Source organism: Lacrimispora algidixylanolytica (genome assembly GCF_003609635.1).
Lineage (GTDB): Bacteria > Bacillota > Clostridia > Lachnospirales > Lachnospiraceae > Lacrimispora > Lacrimispora algidixylanolytica.
This window is the reverse complement of the sequence record NZ_MCIA01000032.1, coordinates 174537-196846: the sequence shown is the minus strand read 5'-3', so window position 1 is coordinate 196846 and position 22310 is coordinate 174537. Positions and strand designations below refer to the sequence as shown.

At 38.7% G+C, this 22310-nt stretch carries 21 protein-coding genes and 1 other RNA gene; 5 read left to right on the top strand and 17 right to left on the bottom strand.

Features of this window, described 5'->3' with window-relative positions; all coding sequences use genetic code 11:
* Positions 1-2: 2 nt before the first annotated feature.
* From BET01_RS17970 to BET01_RS17930, 9 genes are all read right to left on the bottom strand, one after another.
* On the bottom strand, positions 3-617 hold the full coding sequence (locus tag BET01_RS17970) for an RnfABCDGE type electron transport complex subunit G (RefSeq protein ID WP_120198248.1): 615 nt from the start codon (positions 615-617) through the stop codon (positions 3-5).
* A 1-nt stretch (position 618) separates the two neighbouring features.
* Positions 619-1542 (bottom strand): RnfABCDGE type electron transport complex subunit D, encoded by a 924-nt coding sequence (locus BET01_RS17965; RefSeq protein ID WP_120198247.1) that lies wholly within the window; start codon positions 1540-1542, stop codon positions 619-621.
* Positions 1535-2875: an electron transport complex subunit RsxC gene (gene rsxC / locus BET01_RS17960; protein WP_120198246.1), complete on the bottom strand. Its 1341-nt coding sequence runs from the start codon at positions 2873-2875 to the stop codon at positions 1535-1537. Before rsxC ends, BET01_RS17965 begins: the two co-directional genes overlap by 8 nt.
* Positions 2876-3117: 242 nt before the next feature.
* A complete protein-coding gene (locus BET01_RS17955) occupies positions 3118-4980 on the bottom strand; it encodes an ABC transporter ATP-binding protein (protein ID WP_120198245.1) in 1863 nt (620 codons plus the stop codon).
* A complete protein-coding gene (locus tag BET01_RS17950) occupies positions 4981-6720 on the bottom strand; it encodes an ABC transporter ATP-binding protein (RefSeq protein WP_120198244.1) in 1740 nt (579 codons plus the stop codon). It lies immediately after the preceding gene.
* A gap of 4 nt (positions 6721-6724) precedes the next feature.
* A complete protein-coding gene (locus BET01_RS17945; protein ID WP_330513156.1) occupies positions 6725-7228 on the bottom strand; it encodes a MarR family winged helix-turn-helix transcriptional regulator in 504 nt (167 codons plus the stop codon).
* Between the two features lie 345 nt (positions 7229-7573).
* The gene (locus BET01_RS17940; protein WP_120198243.1) at positions 7574-7783 is read right to left on the bottom strand and encodes a hypothetical protein; all 210 of its coding nucleotides are present in this window, start codon (positions 7781-7783) and stop codon (positions 7574-7576) included.
* Positions 7776-8417, bottom strand: coding sequence for a hypothetical protein (locus BET01_RS17935; RefSeq protein ID WP_158585099.1), 642 nt, complete (start codon positions 8415-8417; stop codon positions 7776-7778). Before BET01_RS17935 ends, BET01_RS17940 begins: the two co-directional genes overlap by 8 nt.
* 237 nt (positions 8418-8654) lie before the next feature.
* On the bottom strand, positions 8655-9230 hold the full coding sequence (locus BET01_RS17930; protein WP_120198241.1) for a thymidine kinase: 576 nt from the start codon (positions 9228-9230) through the stop codon (positions 8655-8657).
* Between the two features lie 390 nt (positions 9231-9620).
* On the opposite strand from BET01_RS17930, the gene BET01_RS17925 reads away from it, so the two are divergent.
* Together BET01_RS17925 and BET01_RS17920 are read left to right on the top strand one after the other, a co-directional pair.
* Complete coding sequence (locus BET01_RS17925) at positions 9621-10223, top strand: hypothetical protein (RefSeq protein ID WP_120198240.1); 603 nt, start codon at positions 9621-9623, stop codon at positions 10221-10223.
* A gap of 174 nt (positions 10224-10397) precedes the next feature.
* A complete protein-coding gene (locus BET01_RS17920) occupies positions 10398-10598 on the top strand; it encodes a cold-shock protein (RefSeq protein WP_120198239.1) in 201 nt (66 codons plus the stop codon).
* 302 nt (positions 10599-10900) lie between these two features.
* Here BET01_RS17920 and BET01_RS17915 read toward each other — a convergent pair whose 3' ends face one another.
* The 3 genes from BET01_RS17915 to BET01_RS17905 all read right to left on the bottom strand — a co-directional run bounded on the left by BET01_RS17915 (position 10901) and on the right by BET01_RS17905 (position 12844).
* Positions 10901-11599 (bottom strand): class I SAM-dependent methyltransferase, encoded by a 699-nt coding sequence (locus BET01_RS17915; protein WP_120198238.1) that lies wholly within the window; start codon positions 11597-11599, stop codon positions 10901-10903.
* Between the two features lie 70 nt (positions 11600-11669).
* A complete protein-coding gene (locus BET01_RS17910; protein WP_120198237.1) occupies positions 11670-12191 on the bottom strand; it encodes a hypothetical protein in 522 nt (173 codons plus the stop codon).
* A 161-nt stretch (positions 12192-12352) separates the two neighbouring features.
* Complete coding sequence (locus BET01_RS17905; RefSeq protein WP_120198236.1) at positions 12353-12844, bottom strand: pyridoxamine 5'-phosphate oxidase family protein; 492 nt, start codon at positions 12842-12844, stop codon at positions 12353-12355.
* Between the two features lie 639 nt (positions 12845-13483).
* On the opposite strand from BET01_RS17905, the gene BET01_RS17890 reads away from it, so the two are divergent.
* Positions 13484-14284, top strand: a complete 801-nt coding sequence (locus tag BET01_RS17890) for a hypothetical protein (RefSeq protein WP_120198235.1) — start codon at positions 13484-13486, stop codon at positions 14282-14284.
* A 114-nt stretch (positions 14285-14398) separates the two neighbouring features.
* Here BET01_RS17890 and ssrA read toward each other — a convergent pair.
* The 4 genes from ssrA to BET01_RS17870 all read right to left on the bottom strand — a co-directional run bounded on the left by ssrA (position 14399) and on the right by BET01_RS17870 (position 19234).
* Positions 14399-14741, bottom strand: a transfer-messenger RNA (tmRNA) gene (ssrA, locus tag BET01_RS17885).
* A gap of 90 nt (positions 14742-14831) precedes the next feature.
* Positions 14832-15875 carry a ribonucleotide-diphosphate reductase subunit beta gene (locus BET01_RS17880; RefSeq protein WP_120198234.1) on the bottom strand — a complete coding sequence of 348 codons (1044 nt, stop codon included), beginning with the start codon at positions 15873-15875 and terminating at the stop codon, positions 14832-14834.
* Positions 15876-15924: 49 nt separating this feature from the next.
* Entirely contained in the window at positions 15925-18183 is a 2259-nt protein-coding gene (locus BET01_RS17875; protein WP_120198233.1) for a ribonucleoside-diphosphate reductase subunit alpha, read from the bottom strand.
* 103 nt (positions 18184-18286) lie between these two features.
* The gene (locus BET01_RS17870) at positions 18287-19234 is read right to left on the bottom strand and encodes a tRNA dihydrouridine synthase (protein ID WP_120198232.1); all 948 of its coding nucleotides are present in this window, start codon (positions 19232-19234) and stop codon (positions 18287-18289) included.
* A gap of 140 nt (positions 19235-19374) precedes the next feature.
* Here BET01_RS17870 and BET01_RS17865 point away from each other — a divergent pair, with 140 nt between their 5' ends.
* Together BET01_RS17865 and BET01_RS17860 are read left to right on the top strand one after the other, a co-directional pair.
* Positions 19375-20325 carry an N-acetylmuramoyl-L-alanine amidase family protein gene (locus tag BET01_RS17865; protein ID WP_120198231.1) on the top strand — a complete coding sequence of 317 codons (951 nt, stop codon included), beginning with the start codon at positions 19375-19377 and terminating at the stop codon, positions 20323-20325.
* Between the two features lie 69 nt (positions 20326-20394).
* Positions 20395-22068 carry a S8 family peptidase gene (locus tag BET01_RS17860; protein ID WP_120198230.1) on the top strand — a complete coding sequence of 558 codons (1674 nt, stop codon included), beginning with the start codon at positions 20395-20397 and terminating at the stop codon, positions 22066-22068.
* Positions 22069-22136: 68 nt separating this feature from the next.
* Here the strand turns inward: BET01_RS17860 and rd are convergent, their stop codons facing one another.
* Positions 22137-22298 (bottom strand): rubredoxin, encoded by a 162-nt coding sequence (rd, locus tag BET01_RS17855; protein WP_024835565.1) that lies wholly within the window; start codon positions 22296-22298, stop codon positions 22137-22139.
* Positions 22299-22310: the final 12 nt, after the last annotated feature.

Genomic DNA, 22310 nt, shown 5'->3' with positions numbered 1-22310 from the left:
TCCTATTGGTCCACATTATGAGATACAAGATAAAGGACTGCATTGACTGCATTTGTAACTGCACGGGAGGTTATGGTTGCTCCGCTGATGGCATTGATCTCGGCATCGCCTGCATTTCCTGATTTGATGACCGTCAGGCTTTCTCCCGATTTTCCAGAGTACTGTCCCTTAAATTCCGGTTCTTCTGCCCTCTGACCCAGGCCAGGAGTGTCATTAAGCTCTAACATTTCAATTCCTTTTATTGTCTTGTCTTCATTCACCCCAACCAGAATTTTAACCACACCATCATAGCTGTCATTGGAATGTGACGTAACCAAGTAACCAATGATAGCTCCATTTTTGTCGATTACCTGCAATGCCTGATCGATCCCCACATTGCCATAATCTTGTGTAGGTAGCTCTTCATTGGTCTTTTTAAGAGCCTCTTTCAGCTTATCATCTTCTTTAAACTCAGCGGCATCAGGAAAAACAGTTTTGTAAGCTTCCATATAGGCAGAATTGGAAGACTCTGCAATGATATCCTTTGTTAGTTCATGAACACCGCCAAGAATTAGTCCGGATATTACAGTTATGGCAAATAGTATGAACGCATCTTTTATGATTGTTTTACTCTTCATCTTATCTTCTCTCCTTTCCAAATGGGATTGGAAAAGATATTTTCTCAATCAACGGTACGAAAAGGTTACTGATAATAATGGCATAAGAGACACCTTCTGCAGAACCGCCAAATAAGCGGAACAATCCAGTCAATATACCCAGAAGAATTCCAAAGAGAATTTGACCTTTGCTTGTAATGGGGCTGGAGGAATAATCCGTTGCCATAAAGAAGGCACCGAAGATAATGCCGCCTCCACATAAATGAGCCAGGACATAGCTTAAGTCTTGTCGCCCAAAAATAAAGACAAACAAAGCAAAGGTAATTAGATAAGCGGCTGGTATTCTTAGGGTAATTACCTTGCGGACCAACATATAAACAGCGCCAATTAAAAGGGCAATTACAGATACTTCGCCCATAGATCCTGGGATTTTACCAATAAACATGGCAGTTAGATCTACAGACTGTCCTGCCTTTAGTGCAGCAAGTGGAGTTGGGCTTACAACCGTGTCATGGTATGTAAACGTGGTCATCTCACCTGCAAAAGATATAAGCAGAAAACATCTGGCTGCCAGAGCTGGGTTCATGAAATTCTGACCTATGCCTCCAAATAACTGTTTTACAACAATAATAGCAAAAATACCGCCTAAAAAGGGAATCCATAGAGATATGGTTGGTGGCATATTAAGTCCAAGTATCATGCCGGTAACCAAAGCACTTCCATCACTTACTGTAACTGGTTTGCCCATGAGTGATTGATAAACAAATTCACTGAGCACACAAGAAATTACAGTGACAAACAAAACCAGGGCCGCTTTGATTCCAAACTGATATACTCCGTATGCAGATGCAGGAATCATGGCAATTGCAACATCAAACATAATGTTTGGGGTTGTTACCTGACTTCTGATATGAGGTGACGCTGAGATGCTTAAAGATTTAGTCATTTTGATTCCTCCTACCCGATTTTTTAACCTCGTATACCTTACGGTTCATCATGGAAAAGTTCTCGGTAAGGGGAATCCTGGCCGGACAGATATAGGAACAGCTCCCGCATTCGCAGCAGTTAGTTCCATTTAATTTCAAATACCGATCCATATCAGAATGAACTGCCGCTATAATCATCTGCTGTGGTACGATACGACCTGGACAGACACTGACACATCTGCCACAACGGATACAAGATGTGACCGGATCATTGGTTCCCTCATCATCCGCCATACAAAGAAGCGCGGAGGAAATCTTGGTAACCGGGATGTTTGTATCAGCCAAGGCACGTCCCATCATCGGTCCACCCGAAATCAGCTTAACTGGCTCTGCCTTAAATCCTCCCGAAGCTTCCACTAGCAGTTCATAACTGGTGCCTATCCTTACGTTATAATTCTGAGGATTTTCTATGGCATCTCCTGTCACGGTTATAATTCTACGGATCAGGGGCTTACTCTCTGCCACCGCCTCGTAAATGGAAATCACGGTATCCACATTGTCTACGATACAGCCAACTTCTGCAGGCAGAAGATTCGTGCCTACCCTTCTTCCGGTAATGCTAAAAATCAAGGTCTTCTCCCAACCTTGAGGATACTTTGATTTCACAGGGAATATGGTGATCCTTGGTTCATCCTTTACAAGCTCTTGAAGCTTTTTTATCGCTTCCGGCTTATTGGATTCAATTCCAATTACTCCCCGTGCATTTTCAAACAAACGAAGTATAATTTGAAGACCTTTGATAAGCTTTTTAGGCTCCTCTATCATCATGCGATAATCAGAGGTCACATACGGTTCACATTCTGACCCATTAACAATTACCGTATCGATCTTAGCCTCTTCTCTTGGCGAAAGTTTTATGCAGGTAGGAAATCCCGCCCCTCCAAGGCCCACTATACCTGATTCTTTTATTATTTCACGAATCTCTTCTTTTGTTAATGTCTCTATATCCCGCTTTATGCCAAAAGATTCCACGGTCTGTTCCTGTCCGTCATTTTCAATAATAATAGAAGGGACTATGAAACCACCTGCTGTCATTCTTGGTTCAATTCCTTTTACTGTGCCTGATACAGAACTGATGATACAGGCTGAAATAGCACCATCCATTTCTCCAATTTTCTGGCCTATTAAAACCTTATCCCCTACTGCCACCAAAGTCTTGGCGGGAGCACCGATATGCTGGGACAATGGAAATACCATCTCACCCTTTGGTTCAAGTAAGACTATCGGTTTATTTTCAGACAATTCCTTACCTTCATAAGGATGAATACCGCCTTTAAATGTAGGCAAACCCATCTAACTACCCCTTTCTATGCAAACGCTCATGGTTTTAACAGTATACCATAATTTGTAAGCTGAAACAACGAAAAATCTTGCGTCATATAATGACAGTTTCTCATCTTTCTCACCATCATATTTTATTTCATACTAGCTTTTCTATTCCTTTTTTCTAAAAATCCTTCATTTCTCTTACAAAAAACTAGGAGCATGGACAAAATATATCCCTGCTCCTGGTATCAGCCAGTCAAACTTGACTCTTAATCAAGCTCTACTACACCTGTATAAAGTTGATAATATCGGCCTTTTTGAGCCAACAGTTCCTCATGATCGCCCCGTTCAATGATTTCTCCATCTTCCAGCACCATAATGGCATTGGAATTGCGTACCGTTGACAGACGATGAGCGATAATAAAGGTAGTTCTATCCTCCATTAGACGATCCATTCCCCTTTCAATATGCTTTTCCGTCCTGGTATCTACAGAACTGGTTGCTTCATCAAGAATTAGAATGGGTGCCTTAGAGATGGCCGCCCTTGCAATATTTAGTAGCTGTCTCTGCCCCTGGCTTAAATTAGCTCCATCACCTTCCAAAACCGTATCAAATCCAGAAGGGAGTCTTGTAATAAAGGAATATGCTGATGCTGTTTTTGCCGCTTCTATTACTTCTTCATCACTAGCATCAAGCCTTCCATAACGAATATTTTCCATTACGGTACCGGTAAATAAATGTGTATCTTGCAGTACCATGGCAATGTTTTCCCGCAAATTATGCTTCTTCAAATGACGGATATCCGTACCATCAATGGTGATTTCGCCGCCCTGAATATCATAAAAACGATTTAGTAGATTTGTTATGGTAGTCTTACCAGCTCCGGTTGATCCCACGAAAGCGATCTTCTGTCCAGGTTTTGCATATAGGCTTATATTTTTTAATATTACCTTATCTGGGCTGTAACCAAAAGTTACATTTTTCAATTCCACATTCCCGCTCATTGGTTCTAAGACAACAGCGTCCTTATCATCTTCAGGCTCTGGCTTTTCATCCATAATAGTAAAGACACGCTCTGCTCCTGCCAAGGCAGAGAAGACATTGCTAAGCTGCATGGAGATCTCATTAATAGGACGGCTAAATTGTCTGGAGAAAGATAAAAAGACAGTTAGTCCTCCCACATCAAATCCACGAAGAACACATAAAAGTCCACCAATACATGCGGTCAATATATAATTAAGCTGACTCAAATTTCCCATGATAGGCATGATAACACCGCCGAAAAATTGTGCGTGAACCATGTTATTTCTTAAATCTTCATTTAAAATTCCAAACTCTTCTTCCGCCACATCCTCATGACAAAATACCTTAACTACCTTCTGACCGGTGATTGTTTCTTCAATATATCCATTCACCGCACCCAAAGAAGCCTGCTGTGCTGAGAAGTACTTCTGACTTCTTGTCGCAATTGCCTTCCCCGCATTTACCATAATAGGGACAAGGACAACAGTCACGAGAGTCAGCCAGATATTGGTATAGATCATAAGTATCAGTGTTCCCACAATGCTTAATGCTCCCGAAAAAAGCTGAATCAAAGTATTGCTTAGCATCTGCCCAATGGTGTCTACATCGTTGCTGAAACGACTCATAAGATCGCCGTTATTGTTGCTATCATAAAATCGAACTGGCAAAGACTGCATTTTCCCAAAGAGGTCATTTCTAATTTTCTGGAGCGCATTCTGAGCAACGGTCAACATGAGTCTGGATTGCACGTAGTTCGCCGCTACACCTATTAATAAAACTGCTGCCATTAATGTGATTCCTCTTAACAGACCGGCTACATTTCCTGGACTGCCATCTGGAGGGGCAATGAACTGATTGATTATAGGCCTTAACATATAAGCTCCAGAAAGCTGTGCTAGAGTTCCTACGATCACAGAAATAAGCGCCAGACCCATGTTGAGCTTATAATCATTTAAATAGGATAAGAGGCGTCTTATGGTTGCTTTTGTATTATTAGGCGCACCTGTTTTTATCGCTCTTCTTCCACCCATACCGCCATTATGTTTGGTGGGTGGTACCGAACGTCCGTAACGATGTTTTAAGCTTTCAATTCTTTGTATATTGTCCATCTATGCACCCACCTCCTCTTTTTTGTCTCTCTGTGAATAATAAATTTCCTGATATGCTTCACAGTCTTTCATTAGATTCTCGTGAGATCCCATTCCTACGATCTCTCCTTCATCAAGCACAATAATCTTATCCGCCATTTCTACGGAACCAATTCTCTGAGCAATGATAAATTTAGTCGTTTCCTTTAAGGTCGTTTGAAAGCATTCACGGATCTTTGCTTCTGTTGCAGTATCCACTGCAGACGTACTGTCATCTAAAATCAATATTCTTGGTCTCTTTAACAGGGCTCTGGCAATGCAAAGCCTTTGTTTTTGACCGCCAGACACATTAGATCCACCCTGCCCAAGATCAGTCTGATATCCGTCCTTAAAACTTGTAACAAATCCATTGGCCTGGGCGCTTTCTGCCATTTGAATCACATCTTCTGTTGAAGCAGACTCATCTCCCCAGAGAAGATTTTCTTCAATGGTTCCTGAAAACAAAACATTTTGTTGTAATACCATGGCAACACTTTCTCTTAAATTTCGAAGAGAATAATCCTTAACATCAATGCCGTCCACCATGACTTTGCCCGAATCCGCATCATAAAGACGTGGGATAAGCTGCACCAAAGAAGTCTTGCCGCTTCCGGTAGAACCGATGATACCGATGGTTTGTCCTGGCTCGGCTGTGAAACTGATTTTTTTCAAAACCATATCTTCTTTGCCTTTCAGATATTGAAAGCTAACATCACAAAACTCAACCTTACCCTTTGTAACGGTTGCAGTTTTTTGAGCCGCTTCTTCATCAGTCAGATCAATTTCAGTATTTAAAATTTCATTGACACGTTTTAGAGAAGCCATAGCACGAGAAGCCTGCAAAAATACCATGGATAACATCATAAGGGACATGAGTATCTGTATGATATAAATGGTGAATGCAGTTAGATCTCCTACCGGCATTTTTCCAGCGATTATCAAATTGCCACCATACCAAACTACGGCGATGGTAGTGATGTTCATAGCAAGAATCATGACTGGAAAGGCGGTAACGACTACCTGCATCGCTGCAAGACTGCCTTCCTTTAAGTCTCTGTTGGTAGCTTTAAATCTCTCTTCCTCATGATCCTCTCTTACAAAAGACTTAATTACCCGTACATTAGTAAGAGCTTCCTGAACACCAGAATTTAATCGATCAATCTTCTTTTGCATCGCTTGAAATCGTGGATATGCAGTTATTAGAATAATAGCAATTGCAATGATAAGCAAAGGGATTACAACAAGAAGAATCATCACCAACTGGCTATTCATCAAATACGCCATAATAAGGCCACCTATTAGCATTCCTGGAGCACGAAACAATAGACGAAGGCTCATCATAATTACATTTTGTATCTGCTGTATGTCATTGGTTAATCTTGTAATCAGTGATCCTGTGCTGAATTCATCAATGTTTTTAAAGGAAAACTGTTGGACTTTATGAAAAATGTCCCTTCTTAAATCCGTACTAAAACAAATCGATGCCTTAGATGAAAAATAAGCTCCTCCAATTCCACCTACAGCCATAAATACCGCAATTCCAATCATGATTGCACCTGTATGCATGATATACCCTACATCTCTGCCCGCCACTCCGTTATTGATAATCATGGAAGTAAGCTTAGGGAGTATGATCTCTCCCAAAACCTCTGTCAACATGAGTAATGGCGCCAAAATAAATGCAGCAAGATAAGGTTTTATATATTTCCAATATATCTTCAAACCATCAATCCTCTCTTTCTGTCATGTCCTTATCCATTTGGATTTCAGATAAATTATTGTAAATTCGATTCATAAATTGTTCCATGACAGCCAACTCTTCTTTTGAAAAATCATGAAACATCCGGGTCTCTACACTCATAAAATATTCCCTGCTTATTTCAACCATATGCCTGCCTTGTTCCGTAAGACAAAGTTTATTCATACGATTATCATTCTGATCCATAATGCGGGTAATATATCCGCCCTGTTCCAACTTTTTAACTGACACCGCTATGGTGGCAGTTGAAACATAGAGTCGTTCCGCCAGTTCTTTTTGAGATAAATTGGTATGGTCTGTCAATATCATCAAAATCTGATGCTGGCTGCGGTAAACGCCGGTATTTTTTAAACGCATCTCCAGAATGCAGCGGTGTAGTTTCATGGTCTTCATATAGCTTATCATTACGCTTCTCCGCATGGAATGAGGCGCATCTTTGTTTTCGTCCTCATTTCCGCTTACTGGCATCATCGATAGCACCCCCTTTTTGTTAGCTTCTTAATCATTAGCTAATTAACTATATGTGAGTATAGCACCATCAGTTCTCATTTGCAACTATCGAAATAATGGAAATTAGATGAAAATAATTATCAATTTTGTGTTTTTCTTACAAAAATAAGCCTCAGCCTTTCAATTATTAAAAAGCAAAGTTCTATCGTTATGTTATTCCACTATTGATGGGGTTTTATAAGGAAATTAAATCAAGAAAATAATGAGGAAAAACCAGAGATATTATAACAACTAGATAACTTAATATGAAATCTATGTATTTGATAAAATAAAATGGGGATGTACGTTCACCATAAGATGAACGTACTATTCCCCAATTAAAAGTCCAATTGCCTCTTTTTCTGAAATCACTTCATAGCAGTCAAATTCCGGAGCATCCGGATAGAAGTATCCAAGGGAGAGCCCACGCCTTACCCACGAGCCTTTCTCATAACCAAAAAACTGTCTTCCTTCTTGTTTTATTACAGTTCCCTGGTTCTCATAATCGGTTAATTTCAAAAATCTCGTATCATTCATGAGTTTTCACCTTTTCTATGCCCTTTGGAATTTTCATAGAATCAGACAGTTCAAACATCCTATCACCTAATTCTATGTACCCTTTGCTGCTTACATCTCTCATAGGCCTTTGTTTTTCGTATAGTTCATGCATCTTCCCATTTTTTATCCCAAAACTTTCATGAGTGTGGTACTGAAGTTCAAAGGTCAGTCCCTCGGGAGATTGCATCGTCGTATTGATTCCATTGTATGGATTTTGTTTGTCTAGCCAGTAATTTTTGACTTCAATCGTATTATAACCTGAAACGGAGTACAGCTCAATCACTTTTGAGAGTTTTTCCACCAATTCTTCCTCAGAAGCCGTATAGGTATATCTTAATATATCCTTTACTTCATAACAGTTCCCTTTGGGTCCGTTTTTTCTGCGAATCTTTTTTAAATATGACCGCCTGGATTTAATTCTACACTCTGTCCCGGCCATGTCCATTCCGGCTTCCTTGGCCGCCTTTGAGACCTGTTTTGTGATTTCAGGTTCTCTTTTTACCGTACGATTGTAATATAATATTCCTTTCATTTGGGCTGTAATATTCCCTCTTTCCTTAAATAGCTCTCGATTACTGTTATACATCATTGTATCCAGTGAACTTTTATGCAACTTTTTTCCTCTTCGCATTGCTTTGTAATTCCTTTGGCATTTTTCTCATATGATTCAGAATATGCAGGAATTCCAAAAACGTGAAAAGTATTTTAAAATGAGACCTTAGTTTAAGAAAAAAGGGAAAGTTGAATTAAAAAAACCGCGAGCGGCTGGGGTCCGTTTGCGGTTTGCTCATACGATATTAAAAATTTCATTCATTCTGGACAGAACTTTCTCCAATTATACTGCAAAAATCTATGAGATATCGTCTCTAATTTTATTCTCAATATAATGCTTTCTGCACAATGAGACATATTTATCATTTGCCCCTAACACGATTTGTTCTCCATTTCTAAGAATGTTACCTTCTTTATCTAATCTGGCATTCATAATCGCATTATTGCCACACCAGCAGGCCGTTTTTAATTCCTCTACTTCATCTGCCAGCTCCAAAAGACGTTTTGATCCTGGAAACAGGTGAGAAGTAAAATCCGTTCTCAGACCATAACAAAATACCGTAATGTTATAATTGTCCACGATATAAGCTAAAAAATCGATTTCTGGTGTCATAAGAAATTGGGCTTCGTCCACAATAATCACGTCATATCCCTTGATTACTTCTGGATCATAGCCTTGTAATTCTGAAAACAAAATACACTCAGCTTCTAAGCCCATTCTGGATTTGATTTTTCTTTTATCATCTCGGGTTTCAATATCAGGCTTTATAAGCAAAGCCTTTTTCCCTTTCTCTATGAAGTTGTATCTTGTCATCAGTGCATTGGCTGTCTTTGAACTTCCCATTGCACCATATTTAAAATATAATTTAGCCACGTTTCCTCCTAATGCCATTCTATATTGTAGTAAGACTCTACGATTTATTCTGGTTGAATTAATTCTTATGTAATTTAGAGTCTGAATTTGGCAGCGATATTATAAGCCTTGCTATTCTGGATTTATTATAATCAAACTTCATAAATAATCAATCATTGATACAATTAACAATTATATCATTTATCCCCATGCACGGAAACCCTTATTTTGAATATTCAGAGAAACATAACGCTAACGTTATGGTGAAGATTGGGTAATATATTATACTGATTTGGCTTTTTACCAATGTAGTGCTTCGACTATCATCGTAATCTAAGATTTTTTAGATTAACTCCACGTATTTACATACTTTCATTATAATCGTACATACTTACATTGCGAGGTGATTATATGAACATTTTGTATATCTTTGAATTTGCTTATCGTTGTTTCTTACTTGCTTTGGCCGTTTATCACATGGTAAAACACAATACCCGATTCATGAAATCCATTCTTCTAGTATTTGCTTTAACTTTTTTGCCTAAGCTTGTTTACCTCATATTTAAAATAGAAATTGATTCTTTTAGCATACTTGTCTATCTCGTCATCTTATTTATGACATTATACCTTGGCGGTTCTTATGGCTATTATGATAAATTCAGTTGGTGGGATCGGATTACACACTTTCTTTCAGGAGCTGCGTTTGTAGGTTTTGGGATTGCCACGATTCGCGCAGGCTCTGAAATATCTACTATATTAATTTTACTCTTTGGATTTAATTTTTCTATTACTCTTCATGTCCTTTGGGAGGTACTGGAATATCTAAGCGATTGTATTCTTCATGGCAATGCCCAACGCTGGCAAAAAATCCACGTAAATAAGGATCACTTATCTATCAATCATGTATCTGACAAAGCCATTCAACCAGCCGGGCTTGTTGATACAATGAATGATTTTAACTGCTGTATTATAGGTGCTGCATTGGCAACAATCATTTGGTGGATTATCTTATAATTTACTGATTTATTGATTGACTTATGTCCTTCTTCATGCTATACTAAGCATGTATTTTGAATAAAGTTTTGATTTCGCATATATTTGTAAGTCATTATTCTATTGATGATTTACAAATATGTGCGATTTTTCTATCTTTAAGAAATACATTATAATTTTAAGGAGGTATCTTTCATGAAAAAAGGTACAGTTAAATGGTTTAACGCGCAGAAGGGTTTTGGATTTATTTGTGATGAAGAAGGCAACGATATTTTCGTTCATTTCTCTGGTTTGGCTATGGAAGGCTTTAAGTCTTTAGAAGATGGTCAGTCAGTTGTTTTTGAAACCACTCAGGGCAACCGTGGTCTTCAGGCTGTTAACGTTCACATTGCATAATCTTCCTACATTGAAATTTATCACATCTGACTTATCTAATTTTAAAAATACCGAATTGATAAAGTGATTATGTTTCATCAATCTGTATATTAATAAGTCAGAGCAATGTTAATTATTACAGCTAAGTCAGCAAGGTTTATATTTATATTCCTTGCTGACTCAACCTAAAAAAGAAAATCTAAAACATTACAGTAAGAACAAGATAAAAAACTACCAGCTATGCAATCATAGCCAGTGGTTTTATTTTTTGCGGTTATTTATGATTCATTCTTATATACCCATTCTTCTGCATACAAAGCATTCTATATTTTCTTGCTGGTTAAAAAGTATTGTATCATAGGACCCACTTTTTCTTTATACTCTATCATAAAATAATTATCAATCAAACCATCAAACTCTCTAACAGACATATTATATTTATCCTCTCTACCTAAATACTCCTCAATTATCATAGTAATTCGACATTCAGGAGATCCTATATCTGGCACATCAAGAACAAACTTTCCATTGTGTTTTAAAATGCGATATGCTTCTATTATTACCTTCTCTACAAAATCTTTTTCAAAATACTCCAAAGAGCCAATACAAGTTCCTATATCAAAAAAGCTTGTTTCAAACGATGTTTCATGCATACTGCAACACTCTAAGGAACCTATCATTAATTGATTTTTTTCAACAAATTCATGCAAAAGCTCAATGGTTTTGCTGCTTATATCCACACCATGATACGTTGACGCCCAATCTTTGTATCCACCAAACTTTAAGTTTAAACAACATCCAAGATCAATGAGATTCATTCCGGATACTGGTGATAGATAGTCAACAATTTCTTGTCTCCCACTTTCGGATAGAGATTCCGCCTCTCTCATTTTTTGAAATAACGGATAACCAGGATCATTTTTGATATGCTCTGGTAGTTCATTATAGGAATCTATCCCTCTTCTACCCAGATCAATTTCTCTATCATAAGACTTTGCTACCAATTCTAATTGCTTTTCCATTAAATTAATCCCCCTATAAATTATTGATGTTACGTTTTGGAACTATCCGTAAATTTTCTACTCTTATTACTTAAAAGTATTTATTGTAAGGCTCTGATGGGAAAGGTGCCTCTAACCCTAATACTCTTGGCCAAAAACCTGTATCATCAATTATAAATCCCATGATCATACCCAAATGAGTATGGAGATGCCGATACTGCGCTAATATCAATGTAAATCTGTTATACTCACAGCATGGCGGATTCTCTAATAATTCATCATCCGATAATTGGTCCAAATACTTTTTTATCTTTATTTCTATTTCTTTAAATAAAGTATTAATATCCTCTTTTGAAAGCTGCTTTGAGGATACAACATCCAGATTATTTAAATGTTTTTCATGAATTTCCGGTTCTATGAATGATGGGTCACGTGGATTGATGAACCACATATTTAAAGAAAAAAGCATATGGTAGATGTGCTTCCAACATGGCATATCACAGTAACTTTTGTCCCACAATTCACCAGGAACACAATCTATTACATTCTTAACTTCCCACAAAGCTCTGTTTGTCTGCTCTCTTATGATTGATGCCAGAGAATTCACTTCCATATTTTCTCCTCTAAGCTTTTTTATCATTATACAGGAATTTAATTTATCTATGCAACTTAAAATACTACAAATAATAAAAAGCCTAGCAATCGCTAAGCTTTTTTAATGAGGCAATCGAAATTCAAACCCGTCAAACAACATAGACAATTAAATTTCACTTATTAAAAAATACCCCCATTTTCCATATCAGTCTTATTCACGAAATCTATGTGATATAATTTTTCCCAATGGTTTATATTTAATGTTCCCTTAGAGAGATGGATTGCTAAAATGCAACAATTTTCATTCTTTTCATTATTTGCCATATCGTACCACTCAGAAAAAGATGTACGAAGTTTACTTCTTATTTCGGCATTACTTGGATCAAGCACCCAGCCAAGGTTTTCACCCACCCCGTTAGCGGTAAACATCTCCAAACAACCCGAAACTGAAATCTCCGGATTTTGAGCGATTTGTTTCATTTTGTTTGACTTCCCATTTGTGATAACATAAAATGTGCCATCTTCATAATAGGCATCCACACTACGGACAGTTGGACGGGGAATTCCGTTAACACCCGGCTCCCGCGCTATTGTCGCAAGGGAAATAACATTATCCTTGCCATTGCCGAACTTTTCTTCAATTAATTTTAGCCCTTCTTCGTAATTGCTCATTTGTTTTCCTCCAACACAAATATATTATTTTTCTCGTTTCTTAAAAGGAATCCACAACTTAACATAAGTGATGCGTACTTTTATTGTATATCTCAGGGAAAAATCCATCGGCAATTAGATCATGCTTTTTTAACCAAAACCGAGTGTATCTCATTGCCTCACCCAAAGAAATTATCATCTGTTCATGAGTTTCCGCCAATTCTTCGATTTGGATTTCTTCACCGAGATGTTCTTCCATGTGGTTCAGAGTTTTTTGTATGGTTTCCCATGCGTGTATAAAGATTCCTTTCCCTAAAACAAAATATCACAGACGAGAATTAAATGCTTAACCGTTTCTGCTCTTTTTGATCTAATGTGTAAAGCGAAAAAATGTACATCTGTTCATACTGAAATCTACCACATGTTATAACCAAGAATATCTATTTAAAATAATATAACATAATTTACTTCTTTAGGGAATATTTAAACGCTTAATTATACTTCTTTAAAAATATGAAGCGTATATAAAAGAAATAAAAGAGATAGAGTAGTACGAATCTCCTACTATTTTTTAATCTAGGGACAAGTAAGTCATTTATTCATTGTCATTAATAGTGAATATTGTTATAATAATTTCAAACGTTTATGGAGGGGTTATATATGAATATGGAAAAAAGGCAGAAATTTAACAAATTTAGAAATAAGACTAAAAAAGATATTAGGGTGCTTATTGTGGTTTCACTTGGCATCTTATCATTATGTTCTTGTAATTCAAATAATAAAACTATATCCAAAGAATATATGGATAAAGTTGAACTATTAAACCAGGGTGGTGTTCCAACTCTTCAAGAAGTGAAATATTTAGATACTGAATATTACAATCTAACCCCTAAACAAAAAGAGCTTGTAACAAATTATGGGACTATAAAAAAGTATCTTAATTTAGATCTCGATTCGATTCACAGTATTCAATCAGCCATAGACAATGGTATTGCACAAAATAAAATCTCTTATAAAGAAGTAAGTGATATAGAAGAACGGTATAATAAATTATCGTCTGATGAAAAAAATTATGTCCTAAATATAGATCAGCTTGGAAAATATAAAGAATTGAATGAATATGATAAAGCATCTATTGTTGCTATAAGATATCTGAAGCAGATATTAAAAAATAGTGAAAGTATCAAAGTTTCTGAATTAAACGGGAAAAAAGATGGTGAATGGTATTTTATAAAAATAAAATATTCTGCAACCAATGATTTCGGTGGAAGAAAAGACGATGAGGCTTGCCTTGATGTTTCATCGGAATTTAAAATTGGAGTTATTTCATTTTTTATTGAAAATAATGATTTTAAAGAAACATCTGATTCATTTCTGATTGGCTATAAGAATGATATTAAGTCAAGTGAAGTTTCTATTGATAGCGATAAGGTACTGGATAATATCAATAAGGAATTCTAATATAAATAATTTAAAAATCCAAGCGAAGTGTCAACCTCACTTGGAAATGTGATTTTGATCAAATAAAAAACCGCTAAATCCCTTTATTTCAAGGCATTTGACGGTTTTTTACTAAAGTGGAGCAGACGGGATTTGAACCCGTGTCCAAAAACTAATTCCCTGTTCTTCTACTATCATAGTCAGTTTATTGACATTCCCTCCACTGCACGGGAGCTGACACCCTTACAGCTTTAGTAGCTTCATAATACGGCCGTATACTCAAAGCTTTGTACACGTCGTTTCCCACATAGTCGATGCCGGGGTCTTAAAGTGTGAGTGCCTTAAGTCCGACAAGCTGCATTAAGCAGCTAAAGCTAATTTATTATTGTTAGCGTTTAAATTTAAGTTTGCCATTTGACGCATCGCATACGGATAGCTTCACCAGCTGCATAGCCCCTGTCGAAACCAGTACTGCCCCTAACTGGTACTCTTCCATGAGAGTATTATTATAGTAACATGAAAAAAAAAGTTTGTCAAGGGAACCACTTCTGCTGGATTCTTTCTCTTATTACAAATCATCAACCAATGCGCTGCTTTTTGCATATGCGGTACTTCTGGCTTCAAAAAAATCTGTTTTAATTAAATTAGCATTGCTGTACTGGCTGACCCAAGACATGCTCTCTGGTTCCCTGTCATGACCTTCGTATACGGGCTCCCAGCCAAGACTTGCACAGCGCAAGTTTCCAAGATACTTAATATAATCTGTAATCATCTGGGATGTTAATCCAGGCACTTCATCACCAATGGCATAACATCCCCACTCCATCTCCTGCTCGCAACCCTCACGTATCATATTGCGGTAAGTTTCCACACATTCTTTTGTAAATAGCTGTGGTTCCTCCTTAGCAAGTTCTAAGATCATATTGCGAAACAGCCATAAATGAGTATTCTCATCCCGATTGATATAACGAATTTCCTGAGAGGATCCTGTCATCTTTTGATTCCGACCTAAATTATAAAAGAACATAAATCCACTGTAGAAATAAATTCCTTCTAAAATATAATTAGCGACTACTACCTTCATAAAGGCAAAATAACTTTTATCCGTTTGAAATTCATTGTAAAGATTGCCAATGAATGTATTTCTCTTAAGAAGATAAGGATCGCTTTTCCACTGGTATAACACCTCGTTCCTGGTCTGAGGTTCGCAGATAGAGTCCAGCATATAGCTGTAACTCTGGCTATGAACGGCTTCCTGGAAGGTCTGAATGGAAAGACAAAGGTTAATCTCATTTGCAGTCACATATTCTCCGATGGCTGGGAGATTCGCCGTTTGTATGCTGTCTAAGAATACCAGAAAGGATAAGATCTTATCATAAGCTCTTCGCTCTGGCTTGCTTAACAATGGATAATCTTTGGTATCCTTGCCCAAATTTATTTCTTCTGGTATCCAAAAGTTATTCATAGCCTGGCGGTACCAGTCACTTACCCAGGAATATTTCATATTGTTAAAATCATTGAGATTTGTAGTATTGCCATTTATCATCCGACGTTTTCTTACATCAGTATCACCGTCAGGGTTAAATAGCGGTCGTTTTCTTAATTGTTCCATACAGTTTTCCTGCTCCCTTCTTTATACTTGCATGATTAGATGTGTAAAATCAACTGGAGCAGGACTCGCATTCCTCAACTTCCAGACTCTTGGACCGAACATAATACAGGGTCTTTACGCCCCATTCCCATGCCAGAATATAAAGGTTTAATACCTGGCGGAGGGTATAGTCATTGGTAATGTATAGATTCATGCTCTGGGCCTGGTCTATATGTCTTTGACGGACCCCTGCTGCCTGAATGGACCACTTCTGATCGATCAGATGCGCATTTTTATATCTCCAGAAGGTTTCAGGAGTCAAATCCGGGGCTACACGAGGAACAAGGCCATTTTTCTTTTCCTCAAGATAATACCGGCTCATAACAGGATCAAGCCCTGCCGTAGTACCGGCGATCATGCTGGTGCTGCTAGTAGGCGCAATGGCTATCAGCCAACCATTTCTTATGCCCTTATCCGCTACTTTTTGGCGCAGACGATTCCAGTCCGGTGAATGATAGTCCCGTTTGGTAAAATAGGTTCCAGTCTGCCAATCACTGCCTTCAAACTTTTCATAACTGCCTTTCTCTGCGGCAATATCACAACTAGCTTCAATGGCTGCAAAATTAATCGCTTCAAATATGCGATCTGCAAATTCCAAATGTTCTTCGGACTCCCATGAGATCTGATTCTTTGCCAGCATATGATGATAACCACTCACGCCTAAACCTACTGGCCGGTAACGGATATTGTTAAGTTTTGCATAGGGAACCGGAAAGAAATTCAGATCAATCACGTTATCAAGAGCCCTTATGGCGCTCCTGGTAAGCTGCGTTAACTCATCAGAATCTTTTAGTTCAATCTTTCCTAGAGAAAGACTAGCCAGGTTACATACCACAAAATCTCCAGGCTTTGTGACAGTAACCACCACAGTCTCTCCATTGATAGTTTCATAGCGCTGCTCAATTTCTTCCACACCACTCATATTCTGAGCGATTTCCGTACAGAGATTACTGCAATAGATGATGCCGCTGTGACTGTTGGGATTTGCTTCATTTACAATGTCTCGGTTAAAGGCAAAAGGCGTTCCTGTCTCTACGGCGCTTTTTAACACAAGGCGAATAATATCCTTAATGGGAATCACTCGCTTTTGAATCCGACTGTCGTTGATACAGTCATAATAGCGCTCCTCCCAAAGGGATCCATAAGAATCTTCCAGCGCCCAGCCTTTTATCGTAAGAATATCGTGGGGGCACATCAGATGCCAGTCGCCCTCAATGTTCTCCTTTGCAAGCTTCCAAAATAGATTGGGATAACATACTGCTGGAAAGACATCATGGGCTTTCATCCGGTCATCTCCATTATTGGTTCTGATGGCAAGAAACTCTGGCAGATCCCTATGCCAAGCATCCAGATAAACAGCTACCGCTCCCTGTCGCACCCCCAGTTGATCTACGGCTACTGCCGTGTCATTGGCCAGCTTAATCCAGCGGATTACGCCTCCTGCTGCTCCTTTAAACCCACGTATGGTACTTCCGGCCGCACGTACCTTGCCAAAGTAAAGACCCATACCGCCTCCAAATTTGCTTACTTTCGCGAAACTATCAATACTACGATAGATTCCATCCAGACTATCTGGAACCGTGTCAATAAAGCAGGAAGACAACTGATGATAAGGTTTTCTGGCATTGGATAGCGTTGGCGTAGCCATGGTTACTTTTAAAGAGCTCAACATATCATAAAAACGCTTCACCCAGCCATCCCGGTCCCTCTTCTCTTCCATAGCAAGATGCATGGCAATGCCAAGAAACATCTCCTGTGGCGTCTCCAGGGGTACATTGTGATGGTTTCTTATTACATATCGGCTAAGCAGCAGCTCTAGCCCTGAGTAATTAAAAAGATGATTTCTGGACGCAACTATGTATGTCTCATAGCGGTCAACTTCTTCCTTCTTATAATGCTCCAGTATATAATCTCCATAGAGACCTTCCTTAGTTAAAGCTAATATTTTATCGTAAAAAGTTCTGATGTTCTGTTGTTGCAGCTCCGCTATAAGATTCTCTTCGAATTGAAGCATCAACAGCCTAGCACCAATGTACTCCCAGTCAGGGGCCTCCTGGGTGGTCAGCTCTACGGCGGCCTGTATCAGTAGCTTAAACCGACCAGATAGACTTTCTTCCCCTTTATAAAACGTCTTGAATTTATCATAAAGAAGGGTAAGGCTATAGGAAGGCTCCTCCCACTTCTCTTCTATACTCTTTAGTGTCGCATTAAGCTCAGGCAGCTCCTGAAATAGTTGTAAAAATTCTTTATATTTATCTCTTATATCCATCGATTATTCCCACCATTCTATAGAACAAATATCAATACCAATTACTGTTATTAGATGTACTATAAAAATATACCACAAGATATAGTTAATTTCAACTACTCAATCACAAAATATTCCATTTTAAATTCAAATCCCGAAATAGAGCATCCACTGCACTTAGGTAATCAAAAAGGTTTTGTGCTTTACGAATTTTCTTTACATGCTTGTCTCCGGCATCAAAGCTTTGTATCAGATATGCCCATAGTTCTTTCATCTTAAATAAGAGATTTCTATCCCCAGAAATAACCTTCTGATACCCGGATAGCACCTCATCATGGAAGGCTCTAAAACGTTCTTTATTCGATTTTTTTCCATTCCTAAACTCTTCTGCAAGCCCAGGATTCGCAATCAATCCTCTTCCCATCATTACCCGGTCCAGAGTTGGAAATTCACTTGTAATCATTTCATAATCCTTACGCTCAAATAGATTTCCATTATAACAAAGGGGATTTTTACTTGATAAAAAAGCCTCTTTAAATACTGGAAGGTTAGGTTGGTTTTTATAAAAATCTTTTTGAACCCTAGGATGAATAATCAGCTCTTTCATTGGATATTTATTATAGATTTCTATCAAATGGCTAAACTCGTCCGGATGGTCTTTTCCGATTCTAGTCTTAATGGATATTTTCATATCAAGGGCCGAGAATATCTCATCAAGAAAATGATCCAGTTTTTCCGGTTCACTTAAGAAGCCAGATCCTTTTCCCTTTGTCACAACCGTCGCTGATGGACATCCAAGATTTAAATTAACTTCTTGATAACCGTACTGTGAAAGTTCTCTTGCTGCCCATATAAAGTCATCCCCTTTATTGGTTAGAATTTGTGGGATAACTTTCAACCCCTCATTGTGCTCAGGCAGAATATCGTTTTTCTCTTTGGAAGGAAATAACCGTTTCTGGTTTGGTACAATAAATGGGGTGAAATACACATCTATATCTTTAAAATACTTATGGTGGGCATTCCGGTAGATGTACCCGGTGATCCCTTCCATAGGTGCAAAATATAATTTCATACAATGGCCTCTCTCTCTTGCTTTCCTTCTGCCTGTTCATTTTATCATAAGATGGAAAGAAATTAAATAAGACCATTTACAAATTCTTTCCAGAAGTGTTATAATATGAGATAAAATGCTAATATTCGGGAGGATCTGTCATGATCAATTTTAAAAACGTATTAACGGCTTCCGCCAGCGCCTTACTACTGGCAACTCTTATTTCCACCACAGCTATGTCTACCGCATGGGCGGAAGAGGAAACCGGACCTGCGTTTGCTCCTCCAGTTTCTAAAATAAGTGCTCCGCTTATTGGACCTGGTGCTAACCGTTCCTCTAAATTAGTGGTTGTTTTAGATCCAGGACATGGAAAGGTAAATGGTCATTATTCCGGTTGCAACTTTGAATATAATGGAGTGAAGTATTACGAAGATGAGATTAATATGAAAATCTCCACTTATACAAAGAAGTACCTGGAAGAGAACACGGATTATATTGTCTTACTAACAAAGGACAGTGTGGAAAAAACGGTTCCTCTGGAACAACGTGCCGCATTAGCTGCTTCCGTTAAGGCTGATTTGTTTGTCAGCCAGCATGTAGACTCTGCTCCTGGCAACGGAACCATTAAGAATGCCTACGGCGTAAGCTCCATGGCTCCCAAAACAGGTCGTTTCAACAATGAGCTTGCCCTGCAGTCTCAAGATGCTGCCAATACTATTTTAAACCAGCTAAGCTCAATTGGTCTACATAACCGGGGGCTGATTCTTAGAGATTCTCAAAACGGAACTATGTTCCCTGATGGAAGCATGGCAGATTATTATGCGATTCCACGTTATTCCCAGATGTATGGCATCAGAGGTTTTATCATTGAACACGGATTTCTAAACCATACCAGTGATCTGACTTCATATCTTTCTACAGAGGAGTCATATAAGGCACTTGGAGAAGCTGACGCAAAGGGAATCATTGAATATCTAAAGAAAGCCGGAAAATCAAGCTTTACGCCAAACGTAACAACAAATACAGATACCACTCAGGTTCCACCTGTTGATGGAACACCTGCAAGCGAAACAAAAGGACCAGAGGCCAGCGCCCCACAAACAAACAGCTAAAACTCATAATCTTAGCCCCCCTGCATAATATATAGCATATGCTTTGCTAAATTGGCAGGGGGGTTAATTTTGTCCAAAATTCTAGATAACAGCTACTATGACTTATTGATCACTACGGCTTTGGCCCCGACATACGATACCGGCGACAACATTACTTACTTAAATCGTCAAAATTCCCTGCTCCATATCCCAATTGGAACCCCTAACCCATGCGATTTAGGACGGCATTCCTACAGCAGCTTTCCAACATTGTATGTACAGACCTCCACCGTAAGCCTTGAGCGCTCCGGTGTAAATACGGTACAAAACAATCCTAATCTTGCTCTGTTTGGAAGAGGTGTTTTAGTCGCTGTGATTGATACGGGTATTGACTACAGCCATCCTGCCTTTCGAAACAGCGATGGAAGTACCCGGATTGTATCTATTTGGGATCAGACGGTGCAAACAGGAACCATTCCTACTAATTTCACCTTTGGATCAGAATATAGCAGGGAGCAGATCAATACCGCATTAAACTCTGAGGACCCACTTTCTGTCGTACCTACAACAGACCCAATCGGGCATGGTACGGCAATTGCCAGCATACTGGCCGGCAGCCCCAATGAAGAGCAATCGTTTCGGGGAGTTGTTCCACAGGCTGAGTATATTATAATCAAGCTTAAAGAGGCAAAGGAGAGCTTAAAATCCCTTCTTTTTGTACCGGCGAGCAAGGTATGCTATCAGGAGACTGATATTCTACTGGGCATCCGATATGCTGTAACGGTAGCCGAACGCAACAATAGCCCCATGGTCATATGTATTGCTATGGGAACCAGCCAAGGTAGCCATTCAGGGAGAGGTCCCATAAGTGATTATCTGGATCACCTTACTCTTCTTCCAGGCAATGGAGTCTCCGTATCTGCTGGAAATGAAGGAAACAATCAAAGACATTACTTCAATGCCACAGCTGCTCCTCCGTTCTATAATGATGTAGAGTTAAGGATAGGAGAAAAAGACACTATGTTCTCCCTGCAAATATGGTCCTTCTCTCCTTCCAGAATTACAATTGATATATCTTCTCCTAACAGGGAATCCACCCAGCCTATTTTCCCCACCTTAGATCAGTGCAGGAGATTCAGTTTCATATTTAATCAAACCACAATCTATGTAAACAACACAATTTTCGAAGGAAAAACCGGAGATCAGATGATACTTTTGCGCTTTAATAATCCTCTTCCCGGCATATGGTATCTGCGCATCCAAGCTACCACAAACGAGCCTTTTACGTTTCATTCCTGGCTTCCCTCCGGAGACCTTTTATCAAACGAAACCTTCTTTTTAAATTCAAACCCTGATACTACCATTACTGCACCAGCAAATTCCAGGCACCCTCTGACGGTAACTGCCTACAATCAAAATAACAGCAGTATTGTTCCAGAATCTGGAAGAGGTTATACAAGGACTGGACTGATAAAACCCGATATTGCAGCACCTGGTTTTCAGATTACTTGTGCAGTCCCTGGAAATCAATATGGAACAGCCACTGGTACAGGCGCGGCAGCGGCCCATGCAGCCGGTATTATAGCAATGGTCTTTGAATGGGCCATCGTCAAAGAAAACTATGTAAGAATGACAGGAAATGATGCCAACCGGCTAATGATAGGCGGGGCCGTCCGTAATCCAGCTTACTCTTATCCAAACAATATATGGGGATACGGGCAAGTTGAAGTCAATCAATTATTTGAGCGGTTAATTACACAATAATATAATTTCAAAAAAATAAAACCTTCAAGCCAGCTGATTACTCATCAACCGCTTAAAGGTTTTATTAATTATTCTTCTACTACGAACATATCTTTACCCACACCACAAACTGGACATACCCAATCATCTGGGATATCTTCAAATGCTGTACCCGGCTCAATACCGGAATCTGGATCTCCGATTTCTGGATCGTATACATATCCGCATGGCTCACAAACATACTTTGCCACTAAAATCACCTC